At 66.8% G+C, this 15,843-nt stretch carries 15 protein-coding genes; 10 read left to right on the top strand and 5 right to left on the bottom strand.

What is annotated here, in order from left to right:
- Nucleotides 1-136: 136 nt before the first annotated feature.
- From QTH97_RS23700 to QTH97_RS23720, 5 genes are all read left to right on the top strand, one after another.
- Nucleotides 137-952: a class I SAM-dependent methyltransferase gene (locus QTH97_RS23700; protein WP_286570929.1), complete on the top strand. Its 816-nt coding sequence runs from the start codon at nt 137-139 to the stop codon at nt 950-952.
- 33 nt (nt 953-985) lie between these two features.
- Nucleotides 986-1,417, top strand: coding sequence for a GNAT family N-acetyltransferase (locus tag QTH97_RS23705; RefSeq protein WP_286570930.1), 432 nt, complete (start codon nt 986-988; stop codon nt 1,415-1,417).
- Nucleotides 1,418-1,444: 27 nt separating this feature from the next.
- Nucleotides 1,445-1,870, top strand: a complete 426-nt coding sequence (locus tag QTH97_RS23710) for a MarR family winged helix-turn-helix transcriptional regulator (protein WP_286570931.1) — start codon at nt 1,445-1,447, stop codon at nt 1,868-1,870.
- A gap of 95 nt (nt 1,871-1,965) precedes the next feature.
- Nucleotides 1,966-2,724, top strand: coding sequence for a 2-amino-5-chloromuconate deaminase CnbZ (gene cnbZ, locus QTH97_RS23715; RefSeq protein WP_286570932.1), 759 nt, complete (start codon nt 1,966-1,968; stop codon nt 2,722-2,724).
- Nucleotides 2,725-2,749: 25 nt separating this feature from the next.
- Nucleotides 2,750-3,745: a tripartite tricarboxylate transporter substrate-binding protein gene (locus QTH97_RS23720; RefSeq protein ID WP_286570933.1), complete on the top strand. Its 996-nt coding sequence runs from the start codon at nt 2,750-2,752 to the stop codon at nt 3,743-3,745.
- Nucleotides 3,746-3,766: 21 nt separating this feature from the next.
- Here the strand turns inward: QTH97_RS23720 and QTH97_RS23725 are convergent, their stop codons facing one another.
- From QTH97_RS23725 to QTH97_RS23745, 5 genes are all read right to left on the bottom strand, one after another.
- Nucleotides 3,767-4,210, bottom strand: a complete 444-nt coding sequence (locus QTH97_RS23725) for a MaoC family dehydratase (protein ID WP_286570934.1) — start codon at nt 4,208-4,210, stop codon at nt 3,767-3,769.
- A gap of 13 nt (nt 4,211-4,223) precedes the next feature.
- The gene (boxA, locus tag QTH97_RS23730; protein WP_286570935.1) at nt 4,224-5,501 is read right to left on the bottom strand and encodes a benzoyl-CoA 2,3-epoxidase subunit BoxA; all 1,278 of its coding nucleotides are present in this window, start codon (nt 5,499-5,501) and stop codon (nt 4,224-4,226) included.
- 135 nt (nt 5,502-5,636) lie between these two features.
- Complete coding sequence (boxB, locus tag QTH97_RS23735; RefSeq protein ID WP_286570937.1) at nt 5,637-7,064, bottom strand: benzoyl-CoA 2,3-epoxidase subunit BoxB; 1,428 nt, start codon at nt 7,062-7,064, stop codon at nt 5,637-5,639.
- Nucleotides 7,065-7,196: 132 nt separating this feature from the next.
- Nucleotides 7,197-8,867, bottom strand: a complete 1,671-nt coding sequence (boxC, locus tag QTH97_RS23740) for a 2,3-epoxybenzoyl-CoA dihydrolase (RefSeq protein ID WP_286570938.1) — start codon at nt 8,865-8,867, stop codon at nt 7,197-7,199.
- Nucleotides 8,868-9,001: 134 nt separating this feature from the next.
- Entirely contained in the window at nt 9,002-9,934 is a 933-nt protein-coding gene (locus QTH97_RS23745) for a helix-turn-helix transcriptional regulator (protein ID WP_286570940.1), read from the bottom strand.
- A gap of 162 nt (nt 9,935-10,096) precedes the next feature.
- Here QTH97_RS23745 and QTH97_RS23750 point away from each other — a divergent pair, with 162 nt between their 5' ends.
- From QTH97_RS23750 to QTH97_RS23770, 5 genes are all read left to right on the top strand, one after another.
- Nucleotides 10,097-10,561, top strand: a complete 465-nt coding sequence (locus QTH97_RS23750; protein ID WP_286570941.1) for a 4-hydroxylaminobenzoate lyase — start codon at nt 10,097-10,099, stop codon at nt 10,559-10,561.
- On the top strand, nt 10,558-12,111 hold the full coding sequence (locus QTH97_RS23755) for a 3,4-dehydroadipyl-CoA semialdehyde dehydrogenase (protein WP_286570942.1): 1,554 nt from the start codon (nt 10,558-10,560) through the stop codon (nt 12,109-12,111). Before QTH97_RS23750 ends, QTH97_RS23755 begins: the two co-directional genes overlap by 4 nt.
- A gap of 46 nt (nt 12,112-12,157) precedes the next feature.
- Nucleotides 12,158-13,723, top strand: a complete 1,566-nt coding sequence (locus QTH97_RS23760) for a benzoate-CoA ligase family protein (RefSeq protein WP_286570943.1) — start codon at nt 12,158-12,160, stop codon at nt 13,721-13,723.
- Nucleotides 13,720-14,541 carry an alpha/beta fold hydrolase gene (locus QTH97_RS23765; RefSeq protein ID WP_286570944.1) on the top strand — a complete coding sequence of 274 codons (822 nt, stop codon included), beginning with the start codon at nt 13,720-13,722 and terminating at the stop codon, nt 14,539-14,541. Before QTH97_RS23760 ends, QTH97_RS23765 begins: the two co-directional genes overlap by 4 nt.
- Nucleotides 14,542-14,656: 115 nt before the next feature.
- Nucleotides 14,657-15,823, top strand: a complete 1,167-nt coding sequence (locus QTH97_RS23770) for an ABC transporter substrate-binding protein (protein WP_286570945.1) — start codon at nt 14,657-14,659, stop codon at nt 15,821-15,823.
- Nucleotides 15,824-15,843: the final 20 nt, after the last annotated feature.

Consider the following 15,843-nt stretch of genomic DNA (forward strand, 5'->3'; position numbering starts at 1 on the left):
CGCCGCCCGGGGCGAATCAAATCCTTGGTGAAATCCCGCAGCCATCGCAGTGGGGTAATGCACGGGTCGATTGACACTGCCCTCAGGTCGGCGCACCATTTTTCGGGTCCGGAAGTCGCTCATCCAGGAGAAGCCCATGACCGAATCGTTCCGCGACTTCGAGCACGCCGGCTGGGCCGACCCTCATGTCTGCGTGAGCTACGACGATCTTCTGTCGAGCCTCACGACCCAATCGATCGCTCCGCTGCTCGACGCCGCCGGCGTGAAGGCGGGAAGCGTCGTGCTGGACGTGGCGACAGGCGCTGGCTACGCGGCCGGCGCGGCCCTGGCGCGCGGCGCGCACGTCACGGGCGTCGACTTCTCGGCCGAGCAGGTGCGCATGGCCAAGCAGCGCTTTCCGGCAGCGAGCTTCGTGGAAGGCGATGCCGGTAGCCTGCCTTTCGCAAGCGCGGTGTTCGACGCGGTCGTGGCCAACTACGGCGTGCTCCATTTTCCCGAGCCCGAGCGCTTCTTCCGCGAGGCGTTCCGCGTGCTCAAGAGCGGTGGCCGGCTGGCCTTCACGGTGTGGGGCAGTCCGCAGGAAGCCAAGCTCTTCGGCGCCGTGCTGGGCGCGATCGACGCCCACGGGTCCATGGACGTAGGCTTGCCGGGCGGACCCAACATGTTTCTCTTTGCCGACGCATCGGCGAGCGAGGCGGCCCTGGCCTCGGCGGGCTTCAAGGATGCGACCGTGACCCGGGTGCCGCAGACCTGGCGGCCCTCGTCGAGCGAGCAGATCCTCCTCACTGTCAAGACGGGCACCGTGCGCATGCGCGGCACGTTGCAACGCCAGCACATCGAGGCCCTGGACGCGATCGACGACGCGATCCTGACGGCGCTGGAGCCTTGCCGAAGCGGCCGCAGCTACGAAGTCCCCATGCCCGCCGCGCTCACGGCGGCGACCAGACCGTGAATCTAAGATGCCGGGTTTCATCAGGAACCCGCCATGCCGATTGCCTGGTCCGACTCGCTGGAGACACTCGATTGGGATGAGCTGTGCGCCCTCTACCGGGCCGCGCCGCTCGGCAACAAGAGCCCGGAAGGCTTGAAGACTGCGTTCACGAACAGCATGTTCCGGTGCCTTGCGTACGAGGATGGCAAGCTCGTCGGCGTGGGGCGGGCGCTGGCGGATGGGGTCGATTGCTCGTACATCTGCGACGTCGCGGTGTTGCCGGGTCATCAGGGCACGGGGCTTGGCAAGGAGATCGTCGCCCGGCTCGTGGCGCTGTCCCGGGGCCACCGGAAGATCATCCTGTACTCCGTGCCCGGCAAGGAGGACTTCTATCGCAAGTTCGGATTCGGGCGGATGAAGACCGCGATGGCGATCTTCGAGGATCAGGCCCTCGCAGTGCAGCGCGGGTACATCGACGAGGCCTGACTGGCCTCGGCGCTACATTCGATGCCCATGTCCAGATTCCGCCTGCTGCACCATCTGCCTCACCTGTTGCGCCGCGCCCATTTCGAGAGCGACGCGCTGTTCGCCCAGGTCTACGGCGACGCAGTGACCTCGCGGCAACTCGCCTTGCTGGTGGCGGTGCGCCAGCGGCCCGGTGCATCGCAGAGCCAGGTGGCGCAGGACATCGGGCTCGACCTCAATACATGCAGCGACCTGGTCCTGCGCACGGTGCGCAAGGGCCTGCTGCGCCGCGAGCGATCGGCCGCGGACGCGCGAAGCTTCAGTCTTCTTCTCACTGACGAAGGCAGCCAACTGCTGGAAGACACGACGACCAAGGCCACCGAATACCAGAACGCCGTGGCGGCACGCCTGAACAAGGCGGAGCGCGAGCAACTGGTCGCACTGCTGCGCAAGCTGCTGGGCTTCGACGGCTGAAGCCCGTCGCAGACTTCTTCCGTGTAAACCCCAATTCGTCCGGCTCCAGACTGCGATCCAATACTACGAATACGTATTAACTGATCTCAAGGCCCATGACGATGACCCTCCCCTTCCCCGCCGGCAACTACAGCTATCTCAAGGGCGGCTTCCAGTACTCGGCCGCCGTGATCGCGGATACCGGCCATGCCATCGAGCGCGCCCGCTTCGACCGCCCGGTGCCCCTTGCCGAAGGCTTCGAGCGCATCCGCGCGCACCTGCAGTCGCAGGGGCGGCCATTGACCGCGCTGTGCGCCTGCGAACTGCGCTCGCCCGCGCCGATGAGCGAGCCGGACTTCGTGGCCTTCAATCGCGCCTATGTGCGGCCGCTCGCCGATTGGGGGCTGTTCAGGGACGACATCAATCCGGTGGCGCGCTGCAACCTGGTTCCCGCCGTGGCACCGCCGGCCGAGGCGGGTTTTCATGCCTTCAGCTACACCGTGCCGCTTGCTTCCGCGCGCGAAGTGCCCGACTTCACCACCTCGGGCGCGGCCGAGTGCCCGGACCGCCCCGGCTATCGCGACCACATCGTGCGGCTGGGCGAGACCTCGCCCGACGCGCTGGCGGACAAGCTGCGCTTCGCCATCGGCGACCTGGGCTCGCGCCTCGATCTCATGGGCGTTCGCTGGACCGACGTGATGAGCATGAGCCTGTACACCGTGCACGACCTGCACCATGCCATCGAGCAGGAACTCGCGCACCTCGGCGCACTGGCGGGCGGCCTCGCATGGCACTGGGTGCGGCCGCCGGTCGAGGACATCGAGATCGAGATCGACGCGCGACGGGTGTCGCGAGAACTGCTCTTGCCGCGCTGAATTTTCATCCTCGAAGGAACGTGCCATGAAAGCACCCATTACCCCCACCCGCCGCCACCTGCTCGGCATTGCCGCCTGCGCACTGACTCTGGCAGCGACTCTCCCCGACGCACGGGCCAGCGACGGCTTTCCCGGCGGACCGGTGCGCATCCTGGTGGGCTTTCCCGCCGGCGGCACGATCGACGTGGTCACGCGCCAGGTGGCCGAGCAGATGCGCGAGGACCTGGGCGTGCCGGTCACCGTCGAGAACCCGACCGGCGCCGGTGGCCAGCTCGCGGCGCAGGCGCTCAAGCGTGCCGCGCCAGACGGACGCACGCTGATGGTCGCTCCCGATCACACGGCCGTGATCATCCCGCTGACACTGGCGAATCCTGGCTTCAACATGACGACCGATTTCGCGCCCGTGGGACTCGTCGCCAACTACGCCGGTGCGCTGGCCGTGAGCCAGGCCAGCGGCATCAACGATCTCCCGGGGCTCATCGCCGCATCGAAGACGCAGCCGGCGGCCGCCAACGTGGGTGTCGCGGCGGCGGGCAGCAAGCCGCAGTTCGATCTGGTCGCGCTCTCGAAACAGCAGCAGACCACCTTGAACGCGGTGCCCTACCGCGGCTCCGTACCGATGGTGCAGGACCTCGCCGGCGGACACCTGAGCGCGGGCATCACGGCGCTCGGCGACTTCCTGGAGTTCCACCGCGCAGGCAAGCTCAAGGTCATCGCCATGGTCGGCGACCGGCGCTCTCCGCTGCTGCCGGACGTCCCGACGGCCAAGGAGCTCGGCTACGCAATGCAGACCGACTTCTGGGTCGGCATGTTCGCCCCCGCCGGCACGCCGAAGGCGGTCGTGGAACGGCTCAACCAGTCGCTGAACAAGGCCCTGGCCACGGCCAAGGTGCGCGAACGCATGGCCGGTCTCGTGTTCGAGCCGAAGGCATCGACGCCGGCCGAACTCACCGAACGCATGGCGGCGGAAACGAAGTACTGGGCGCCGATCATCTCGGCCTCGGGCTGGGTCAAGCAGTGAGGCCGTCGGGCGCGACACCAATCAGTTCGGACCTTCGAGCCTGAACAGGCTCGTCGCCTCCAGGTCCAGCACCGGCAGTTCCTTCTGGTTGAACAGCCGCCAGCGCCAGCGCAGGATGCCCAGCGTCGAACGCTTCTCCGAACGCCGCACCTCGACCACATCGGCCACGAGCCGCAGGCTGTCGCCGGGCCGCACCGGGTTGGGCCACTTCAGGTACTGGAGGCCGGGCGACGCGAAGGATTCGGAGCCGCCCAGCGCGGCATCGGCGACAAGCCGCATCGCGATCGCGCTGGTGTGCCAGCCGCTCGCGATGAGTCCACCGAAGGGACCGCCCGAGGCCGCATCGGCATCGGTGTGGAACCACTGCGGGTCATAGGCCCGCGCGAACTGGACGACTTCCGCCTCCGTCACGAGGTACGGGCCCGCTTCGATGGCCTGGCCCGCGTGGAAGTCGGCGAATTTCATCAGGTCATTGTCATCAATACGTTTCGAGGTGCAGGCGCCCCTCGCGCTTGAGGCTCTCGCCGACCGTGTCCCAGTCAAGGCCGGCTTCGGTCGCCGCGTCGCGCAGCGCGAGCACGACGCCCTCCTCCATGCTCTTCAGGCCGCACACGTAGAAGTGGCTCTGGCCGTCCTTCAGCAGCTCGACGAGGTCCGCGGCGCGTTCGCGCATCATGTCCTGCACGTAGCGCTTGGGCTGGCCCTGCGTGCGCGAGAAGGCGAAGTTGATGTCGATGAAATCCTTGGGCAGCGTCTGCAGCGGACCGAAGTACGGCAGCTCCTGCTGCGTGCGCGCGCCGAAGAAGAGCATGAGCTTGCCGCCTTCGAACTTGCCGCTCTTGCGCAGGCGCCGGCGCCATTCGGTCATCGCGCGCATGGGTGCGCTGCCGGTGCCGGTGCAGATCATCACGATGTGCGACTTGGGGTGGTTCGGCATCAGGAAGGACGTGCCGAAGGGCCCGATGACCTGGACCTTGTCGCCGACCTTCAGATCGCACACGTAGTTGCTGCACACGCCGCGCACGGGCTTGCCCTGGTGGTCCTCCAGCACGCGCTTTACCGTCAGCGAGACGTTGTTGTAGCCGGGCCGCTCGCCGTTGCGCGGGCTGGCGATCGAATATTGGCGTGCGAAGTGCGCCTTGCCGTTGGCATCCAGCCCGGGCGGGATGATCGCGATCGACTGGCCTTCGAGCACCGGGAAGGGCATGCTGCCGAAGTCGAGCACGATGTGGTGCGTCTGGTTCTCGTAGCCGGCTTCGGTGCAGTTGAAGTTGCCGACCACGGTGGCGGTGGTCGGGCTCTTCGGCGGGAAGAGATTGGTGTACGCGTGCGCGGCCGACCACGGCGGCACTGTGGCGCCGTACTGCGCGGAATTGAAGGCCATTTCGCCAGGCGCGGTGGGCGGCTGAGGCGCAGCGGACGGCACTTGCTGCACCAGCGCTTCACCGGGCGCCGCAACGCCTTCCGCTTCGAGCTGCTCGGGCGTGAGTTCGGCGGGCAGTTCGTCCCAGGTGAGTTGCTCTTCGATCGAGTAGGCCCGTGCCAAAGGCATGGTGCGCCAGTTGTCGATCGATCCCGTCGGGCACGGCGAGATGCAGGCCATGCAGCCGTTGCACACATCGGCACGCACCACGTAATTGCGGTCGTCGTGCGTGATGGCATTGACCGGGCAGGTCGCCTCGCAGGTGTTGCAGCGGATGCAGATCTCAGGGTCGATCAGATGCTGCTTGATGACATTCACTTCAGCCATATTCATCGTGTGTCTCCTTCCTTGTCACCACGGCCGGTCCCAGGAACACCGCGGAACCGGCTTTGCCGGGCCGCTGGTGTTGCCCCCGGCAGGGAGTTGGCGTAGCGACACGAAGTGCGCGGAGCCTGGGGGCGAGCTAGTTCAGCCGAACCTCACGTACTCGAAATCGACGGGCTGGCGGTTGATGCCCATGACTGGCGGGGCAATCCAACCGGCGAACTTGCCCGGGTCCACCACGCGGCCCATCAACGATGCCACGAATGCGAAGTCATCGGGCGTCGGCAGCCACTCGCCCTTCTTGGCGGCCCATTCCTGCTCGTTGACCACGCGGCCTTCGGGCGACATCTTGATGCCGGCCAAGGCGCCGATCTGGCGGTTGAAGGCCTTGTGCGGCACGGTCAGTCGGGTCGGGATGCCGGCCTTCTCGAGCACCTTGTTCCAGCGGCCGACGCCGGCCACGGAGTCCTTGATGAAGTCGTCGCGCAGCACTTCGTTGAGCGCATTGAGCATCGGCACGTCCTTCTCGACGAGCTGGCCGTTCACCACTTCGAGCACCTTGTAGGTCTGGCCCTTGAGCACGTGGTCGTCGGTGCGCTTGCCTTCTTCATAGCGGCCCTTGAGGCCGGAGCTGTAGAAGGTGGCGGCGTTGCTCGACTGGTCGGCCCCGAAGAGGTCGATGGTCACGCTGTAGTGGAAGTTCAGGTAGCGCTGGATGGTGCCCAGGTCGATGGCACCCGCGGCGCGCACCTTCTGCGGATCGTCCGTCTTCAGCTCGTTCATCACCTGCGCGGTGCGTTGCAGCACGCGCGAGACGCCGCTTTCGCCCACGAACATGTGGTGCGCTTCCTCGGTCAGCATGAACTTGGTGGTGCGCGCCAGCGGATCGAAGGCGCTCTCGGCCAGGGCCGACAACTGGAACTTGCCGTCGCGGTCCGTGAAGTACGTGAACATGAAGAAGGCGAGCCAGTCGGGCGTCTTCTCGTTGAAGGCGCCCAGGATGCGCGGGTTGTTGGCATCGCCGGACTGACGCTGCAGCAGCGCCTCGCCTTCTTCGCGTCCGTCGCGGCCGAAATGCTTGTGCAGCAGATAGACCATGGCCCACAGGTGACGGCCTTCCTCCACGTTGATCTGGTAGAGGTTGCGCAGGTCGTACATGCTCGGCGCGGTGAGGCCCAGGTGGCGCTGCTGCTCCACCGATGCCGGCTCGGTGTCGCCCTGCGTGACGATGATGCGGCGCAGGTTGGCGCGGTGCTCGCCGGGGACGTCCTGCCAGGCCTTTTCGCCCTTGTGGTCGCCGAAGTGGATCTCGCGGTTGGCATCGCCCGGGTTCAGGAAGATGCCCCAGCGGTAGTCGCGCATCTTCACATGGCCGAACTGCGCCCAGCCCTGCGGATCGACGCTGACGGCCGTGCGCAGGTAGACGTCGTAGTTGGTCGAGCCGTCCGGCCCGACGTCGTCCCACCAGTTGACGAAGTTCGGCTGCCAGCCTTCGAGCGCGCGCTGCAGCGTGCGGTCCTCGCCGAGGTTGACGTTGTTGGGGATCTTCTCGCTGTAGTTGATCGTGCTCATGACGGGACCTTTAACGATGGAATGACGGTTGAAGAGCGATTCGGGGAACACCGCGGAACCGGCTTTGCCGGGCCGCAGGTGTTGCCCCCTGGAAGGGGGTGGAGAGCGACACGAGGTGCGCGAGCCTGGGGGTCATACCCGATTCAAGTCGAAGCCGGCCTTCTCGCCGGTGCCGTAGACCTTGAGCGCTCCCTTTTCGCCGACCGCGTTCGGGCGGTTGAAGATCCAGTTCTGCCATGCGGTCAGGCGGCCGAAGATGCGCGTGAACATGTTCTCCTGGCTCGCGAAGCGCAGGTTGGCTTCCAGGCCGGTGAGCGCATCCGGCGACATGGCCGCGCGCTCTTCGATGGCGATGCGGATCTCGTCGTCCCAGTCGATGTCGTCCGGCGCCATCGTCACGAGGCCGAGCGCCATCGCCGCGTCCGCATCGAGCGGCTTGCCGGCAGCGGCACGCGCGGCTTCCATCGGCGCGGCCTCTTCGTAGAAGCGGCGCTGCAGGCGGCTTTGGTCGTTGACCATCGGGAAGAAGCCGAAGTTGAACTCGTCGAGCGTGATCTTCGGCGCGCGCTCGGCGTCGTCGGGCAGCGCGAGCATGTAGGCGCGGTCGGCCGCAAAGGCGATCTCCGCCAGCGTGCCGGCAAAGCACGAGCCCGACTCGATCAGCGCAAACAGGCTGCGCGACGACACATCCAGCCGCGCCAGCGTGCGGCGCAGCGCGCCGATGGTTTCGCGCACCAGCCAGTGGTCCTTGTTTGCAAGCAGCGTGGCGTCGCTCGCGAGCACGGCTTGGGCGTCGCCTTCGGTCTTGAGCAGCCAGGTGCCGATGTCCAGCTCGTTGGTGCGCATGTTGAGGATGGCGTCGTCGAGCTGGCGGGCCATCGCGAGCGGCCACCATGCGGCGCCGGCGGCCTCGATGGCGGCGATGTCGGCGGGCTGCGCGCCCTTCGGCGCCTTGACGGTAAAGGTGGCGGTGCGGCGGGCGCGGTCGATCTCGACCGTGACGTGCTCGTAGCGCAGGCTGTCGGCACCCTCCTCGCGTTCGAGGCGGGTCAGGCTCACGCCCTTGCCGTTGGCCGGGCGGTCGCTGCCTTCGGCGAGCTTGGCGGCACGTTCCTGCACGGCGGCGCCGAATTGGGCGGGCTTGGCGATCGAATCGACGAGGCGCCAATCGACGGCACGCTGGCCGCGCACGCCTTCGACGCTGGTGCAGAAGATGTCGGCGAGGTCATGGCGCACGTGGCGCTTGTCGGTCACGCGGGTGAGGCCGCCGGTGCCGGGCAACACGCCGAGCAGCGGCACTTCGGGCAGCGAGACGGAGGAGGACCGGTCATCGACCAGCACGATCTCGTCGCAGGCCAGGGCGAGTTCGTAGCCACCGCCGGCACATGCGCCGTTCACGGCTGCGATGAACTTCAGGCCCGAGTGCTTCGACGTGTCCTCGATGCCGTTGCGGGTCTCGTTCGTGAACTTGCAGAAGTTCACCTTCCAGGCGTGGCTGGAGACGCCCAGCATGAAGATGTTGGCGCCCGAGCAGAAGATGCGGTCCTTGGCGCTGGTGACGATGACCGAGCGCACCTCGGGATGCTCGAAACGGACGCGATTCAGGGCGTCATTCAGTTCGATGTCCACGCCGAGGTCGTAGCTGTTGAGCTTGAGCTTGTAGCCAGGGCGGATGCCGCCGTCTTCCGCGATGTCGAGCGACAGGCGCGCGACCGGTCCCTCGACGCTCAGTTTCCAGTGGCGGTATTGCGTAGGGTCGGTGCGGTAGTCCACGCGGGCGGGGTGAGCGGCGGTTTCGGCCATGTCGAAGTCTCCTTGAAGGTTCGGTGGCGAGGAACAATAGTGCATTTGTCGATCGCCGGAACATGCATCATGCTGCATGTTTTGAGGCGCGTCAACCCTGGAATGAATTTTTTACAGCTCCTTGGGTGGTCCGTTCAGCCGTTGCGGCTCATCGTCTCGCGCACGGCGGTGCGCAGCAGCCCGAAGCTTTCGGGCAGGTCGTGGCCGGTGGTGTCCACGCTGACGTCCGCCTTCGAATAGAAAGCGGCCCGTCCGCTCAGGATGCGGCGCAAGTCATCCATGGCTTCCTTGCTGGCCGCCATCGGGCGGGTATCGCCCTGGGCAGCGACGCGGCCCATGTGTTCCTCGGGCGCGGCCTGCAGCCACACGGTGGTGCAATGGGCAAGGAGCTGGTTGAAGGTGGCCGGGTCGGAGACGATGCCGCCGGGCGTGGCGATGACCACCTCGCTATAGATCTGCACGGTCTCCTCGAGCGCCCGGCGCTCGTAGCGGCGGTAGGCGTTGGTGCCGTAGAGGTCGTGGATCTCCCGCACGCTGCAGCCGGCGAACTTCTCGATCTCGCGGCTCAGCTCGATGAAGGGCACTTCGAGGTCGTCGGCCAGCATCTGGCCCAAGGTGGATTTGCCCGCGCCGCGCAGTCCGATGAGCGCGATGCGGCGGTGTCGGGCCGGGTCGCCGGCGGCAGTGCCCAGCAGTTCGCCGAGTGCGATGCGGGCGCGGCGCAGGTCGGCTTCGCCGCGATGCTCCAGCAGTTCGCGGATCAGCAGCCATTCGGGCGAGACGGTCGTCACGTCGCCCACCAGCTCGGCCAGCGAGCACTGCAGGGCGGTCGACACCTGCTGCAGCACCAGGATCGACGCGTTGCCGATGCCATATTCGAGGTTGGCCAGGTGCCTCTCCGACACATTGGCCGCCTGCGCCACCGCCTTGCGGGTGAGTCCACGGCGCGCGCGCAGGTTGCGCACCCGTTCGCCCAGCGCGACGAGCAGCGGGTTCTTGGCCTCCTCGGCCGGGGTGTTCGCGTCGGTGGGCACGGCCAGTACCGTGTCGTCGGCTCGCTCGTTCATGAATCTCTTTCGCTGTCCTCGATGGCTGCAGTCAGGGTTAACACGGGTGCATGCACTATATTGCTTGACACCTTTTGACTGCATGCTTATGGTTCGTGCACAGGCAAGATACTGCACGCAGCCAATTGCCGCAAGTTGTTCCCCACGCAAGAAGAAAGCGCCATGTCCAAGCAAGCCTTCCATCAGCTCGTCGCCGACGTGGCGACACAGATCGCCGGCCGGCCACTCGATGACGAGCTCGAACGCTGGCTCAACACCCACCACGGCGCCGGCACGCCGACCTTCAGCCAACTGAAACAGGCCTGCATCGACGGCGTGGCCGAAGGCTGGCTCTGCGACCGCGAAGGCGGGGGCATCCGCTACGGGCGGGTCTTCAAGGCCGAAGACGCGCTCAGCCGCTTTTCGGTCGATGTGGTCGACATGCGCGACATCGCCGGGCCGCATCACACACACCCCGGCGGGGAGATCGATTTGATCATGCCGCTGGAGGGCGAAGCCACTTTCGACGGCCGGCCTGCGGGCTGGTGCGTCTATCCGCCGGGCAGCGCCCATCACCCCACTGTCGCGCAGGGGCGCGCCTTGGTCCTGTACCTGCTGCCCGAAGGGCAAATTCAATTCACCCGATGACCGAACTTCTCTCCAACCATGTCGCCGGCCGCTGGCAGGCCGGCAGCGGCGCCGGAACGCCACTGTTCGATCCGGTGCTCGGCACCGAGCTGGCCCGGGTCGATGCCACCGGGCTCGATCTGCCGGAAGCCTTCCGCTTTGCACGTGAAACCGGCGGCGCGGCGCTGCGCGCCTTCACCTACCGCGAGCGCGCAGGCCTTCTGGCCGCCATCGTGAAGGTGCTGCAGGCGAATCGCGACAGCTACTACGACATCGCCACGGCGAATTCGGGCACGGTGAAGAACGATTCGGCCGTCGATATCGACGGCGCGATCTTCACCCTCGGCCAGTACGCCAAGTGGGGCGATGCGCTCGGCGACGTGCGCGCCCTGCGCGACGGCGACGCCGTCAAGCTCGGCAAGGAGCCGGTCTTCATGTCGCAGCACCTCCAGGTGCCGACGCGCGGCGTGGCGCTCTTCATCAACGCCTTCAACTTTCCGTCCTGGGGCCTGTGGGAAAAGGCCGCGCCCGCCCTGCTCTCCGGCGTGCCGGTGATCGTGAAGCCCGCCACTTCCACCGCGTGGCTCACGCAGCGCATGGTCAAGGACGTGGTCGAGGCCGGCGTGCTGCCGGCCGGCGCGCTGTCGGTGATCTGCGGCAGCTCCAACGGGCTGATGGACCAGCTCGAAGCCTTCGACGCGGTGTCTTTCACCGGCTCGGCCGAGACCGGTGCGGTGATCCGCTCGCATCCCGCCGTGGCGCAGCGCTCCGTGCGCGTGAACATCGAGGCCGACAGCCTGAACTCCGCCCTGCTGCTGCCGGATGCCGCGCCGGGTTCGGACGCCTTCAACCTGCTGGTGCGCGAGGTGGTGCGGGAGATGACGGTGAAGTCGGGCCAGAAGTGCACGGCGATCCGCCGCATCCTGGTGCCCTCGGCGGTCTACGACGCGGCGGCGGAAGCCATCGGCGCCAAGCTGGCCGGCATCACGGTCGGCAACCCGCGCAACGAGAGCGTGCGCATGGGTTCGCTGGTGAGCCGAGCCCAGCTCGACGCGGTGCGCGAAGGGCTGGAATCGCTCGAGGCACAGGCCAGCGTGCTGTATGACGGTAGCAGGAAAGCCCTGGTCGATGCCGACCCGGCCATCGCCGCGTGCATCGGCCCGGTGCTGCTGGGCGCGAGCGATGCGGACGCGGCCGATCGCGTGCACGACGTCGAGGTGTTCGGCCCGGTCGCTACGCTGCTGCCCTATCGCGATCTCGACCACGCCATCGCACTCGCGCATCGCGGCCAGGGTTCGCTGGTGACCTCGCTCTACGGCGCCGACGATGCCGCGCTCGGCCAGGCGGCCGTGCAGCTCGCCGCGAGCCATGGGCGCGTGCACGTGATCACGCCGGAAGTCGCGCAGGCCCAGACCGGCCACGGCAACGTGATGCCCATGTCGCTGCATGGTGGTCCCGGCCGAGCGGGCGGCGGCGCCGAACTCGGCGGACTGCGGGCGCTGGACTTCTATCACCGCCGCAGCGCGGTGCAGGCCAGCCCTGGCGTGCTGGCGCAGCTCGGGCTTCAGTAGCAGCAGGCCCGCATCACCCATCAAGACGGACCCGAGGAGACACACGATGAGCCTGCCCGACCCCTTCAACTTTGCGGAGCATCTGTTCGCGCTCAACCGTGGCCGCGCCCGGAAGACAGCCTACGTGGACGACCGCGGCGCACTCGGCTACGGAGAACTGGAAGACCGCTCGCGTCGCCTCGCCGCCGCCCTGCTCGACAAAGGCGTGCGCCGCGAAGACCGCGTGCTGCTGCTGATGCTCGACAGCAGCGACTGGCCCGTGTGCTTTCTCGGCAGCCTCTACGCGGGCGTCGTGCCGGTCGCGGTGAACACCTTGCTGACCGCGGACGACTACGCCTACATGCTGAACCACAGCGGCGCGACGGCGGCCCTGGTCTCCGGGGCGCTGCTGCCGGTGCTGCAGGAGGCGATGGCAAAGGAGCCGAACGCGGTCCGCACACTGTTCGTGTCGCAACCGACCGGACCACTGCCCGACGGCGCGCACAACCTCGACTCCGCCATCGCGGCTCACGCGCCGCTCTCCGAACCTGCGCCCACCGCCCCGCAGGACCATGCCTTCTGGCTCTATTCCTCCGGCTCGACCGGCAAGCCCAAGGGCACGGTGCACACCCACGCCAATCCGTGGTGGACGGCCGAGCTGTATGGCAAGCCGGTGCTGGGCCTGACGGAGGACGATGTCTGCTTCTCCGCTGCCAAGATGTACTTCGCGTACGGGCTCGGCAATGCGCTGACCTTTCCGCTTTCGGTGGGTGCAACCGTACTCCTCATGGCCGAGCGGCCGACGCCAGATGCCACCTTCAAGCGCTGGACCGGTCCGCACCAGCCGACGGTCTTCTTCGGCGCTCCCACGGGTTTCGCCGGCATGCTCGCGGCCCCCAACCTGCCCCCACGCGAAGCCGTGGCGCTGCGCATGTGCTCCTCGGCCGGCGAGGCGCTGCCGGGCGAGATCGCGCAGCGCTTCAAGCAGCACTTCGGCTGCGAGATCGTCGACGGCATCGGCTCGACCGAGATGCTGCACATCTTCATCTCCAACCGGCCCGGCGACATCCGCTACGGCACCACGGGCAAGCCGGTGGAAGGCTACGAGATCGAGCTGCGCGGCGAGGATGGCCAGCCCGTCGGCGTCGGCGAGGTCGGCGACCTCTATATCAAGGGACCGAGCACCGCGCTCATGTACTGGGCCAACCCCGAGAAGAGCGCCGATACCTTCCGCGACGGCTGGACCAAGAGCGGCGACAAGTACTCCCGCGACGCCGACGGCTACTACACCTACGCGGGCCGCAGCGACGACATGCTGAAGGTCAGCGGCATCTACGTCTCGCCCTTCGAGGTCGAGGCCACGCTGATGCAGCATCCGGCCGTGCTCGAAGCCGCGGTGATCGGCAAGGAAGATGCCGATGGCCTGACCAAGACCAAGGCGTACGTGGTCCGCAAGGACGGCCAGGCCGTCGGCGAGGACGAACTGAAGACCTTCGTCAAGGAGCGCCTCGCGCCCTACAAATACCCGCGCTTCATCGAGTTCGTGGACGAACTCCCGAAGACCGCGACAGGAAAGATCCAGCGTTTCCGCCTTCGCGACCGGGAGAAGGCCGGCTCGGCGGCGAAACCATGAGCACCGATTCCGAGTTCGCCGCCATCCGCTGGCGGGGAAAAGACGTGCGCATCGAATACGCGCGCATCGCCCCGGAACGCACCGACGCGCCCCTCTTGGTCTTCCTCCACGAAGGCCTCGGCTCGATCGCGATGTGGAAGGACTTTCCCGAACGGCTGTGCGAGGCCGGCGGCTTTCGCGGCCTCGTGTTCTCGCGCCCCGGCTACGGCCGCTCGACCCCGCGCGACGCGGACGAAATATGGGACGTCGACTTCATGCACCGCCAGGCGCACGAGGTGCTGCCTGCCTTCTTCGAGGCGATCGGCCTCAACGAGAAGCCCTGGCTCTTCGGCCACAGCGACGGCGGCTCGATCTCGCTGCTCTACGCCTCGCGCTTTCCCGGCAGCGTCGCCGGCCTGGTCGTGCTGGCGCCGCACATCTTCGTGGAGGACGTGACCGTCGCCAACATCGAGTTGGCGCGCCAGGCCTACTTGCAGACCGACATGCCAGAGAAGCTCGGCCGCTATCACGACAACGTGGACTCCGCCTTCTGGGGCTGGAACCGCGTCTGGCTGCACCCGCCCTTCCGGCAATGGAACATCGAAAGCGAACTCGCCACGATCCGTTGCCCGGTTCTTGCAATGCAGGGAATCGACGACGAATACGGCACCCTTCGCCAGATTCGCGGCATCGCCGAGCGGGCACCGCAAACGCGGCTCGTGGAGATCCCGGACTGCGGGCATTCCCCGCATCGCGACCAGCCCGAAACAGCGATAGTTGCGACCGTTTCTTTCGTGAACGATCCCCTCGGGGAAACCCCCGGGAAAACGCTTAATTGAGAGATAAATAGTTTACCTGTAAAGTATTCATCTCTCGTGCATTGGCGGATGTCCCTGGATTTCCGAACCGTCCGCGGTCGCAAGCATCCGATTTTTTTCAACAAGGAGTCTTTCCATGAGCACCCGCATCGCACGCACCACGCTGACAGCCCTCGCGTTGGCATCCATCGCCACGCTCGGCCATGCCCAACAGGGCAAGCTCAAGGTGGGCCTGATGCTTCCGTTCAGCGGCACCTACGCGGCGCTCGGCGTGGCCATCGAAAACGGCTTCAAGCTGCGTCTCGACGAACAGGGCGGCAAGCTCGGCGGCCGCGAGATCGAGTTCGTCAAGGTCGACGACGAATCCGATCCGGCCAAGGCCACGGACAACGTCAACAAGCTGATCAAGCGCGACAACGTCGACGTCATCATCGGCACCGTGCACTCCGGCGTCGCGATGGCGATGGCCAAGGCGGCCAAGGAAAGCGGCACCGTGCTGATCGTGCCCAACGCCGGCGCCGATGCGGTCACCGGCCCGATGTGTGCGCCGAACATCTTCCGCAGTTCGTTCTCGAACTGGCAGCCCGCCTACGCCATGGGCGAAGTCGCCGGCAAGGACGGCAAGAAGAAGGCCATGACCATCACCTGGAAGTACGCGGCCGGCGACGAGTCGGTGGCCGGCTTCAAGGAAGGCTTCGAGAAGGCGGGCGGCAAGGTCGAGAAGCAGCTCACCGTGCCCTTCCCGAACGTCGAGTTCCAGGCACTGCTGACCGAGATCGCGGCGGCCAAGCCGGATGTGGTGTATGCATTCTTCGCGGGCGGCGGCGCGGTCAAGTTCGTCAAGGACTATGCGGCGGCCGGCCTCAACAAGACCATTCCGCTCGTCGGCCCCGGCTTCCTGACCGACGGCACGCTCGAAGCGCAAGGCGCTGCCGCGCAAGGCATGCAGACCACGCTGCACTATGCCGACGGCCTGAACACGCCGCGCGACACCAGCTTCCGCACCGCGTATGCCAAGGCCTTCAAGCTGCAGCCCGACGTGTATGCGGTGCAGGGCTACGACGCAGCGCAGATGCTGGCGGTCGGCCTCGGCGCGGTGAAGGGCGACATCACGAAGAAGGCCGAGTTCGCCTCCGCCATCGAGAAGGCCAAGATCGACAGTCCGCGCGGCACTTTCACGATGAACAAGGCACACAACCCGGTGCAGGACATCTACCTGCGCAAGGTCGAGGGCAATGAGAACAAGGTGGTGAACATCGCGGTCAAGAACCTCGCCGACCCTGCCCGCGGCTGCAAGCTGTAGAAAAACTCGCCCCCAGGCTG

The sequence above is a fragment of the Variovorax gracilis genome, from assembly GCF_030317115.1.
Taxonomy (GTDB): Bacteria; Pseudomonadota; Gammaproteobacteria; order Burkholderiales; family Burkholderiaceae_C; genus Variovorax; species Variovorax gracilis.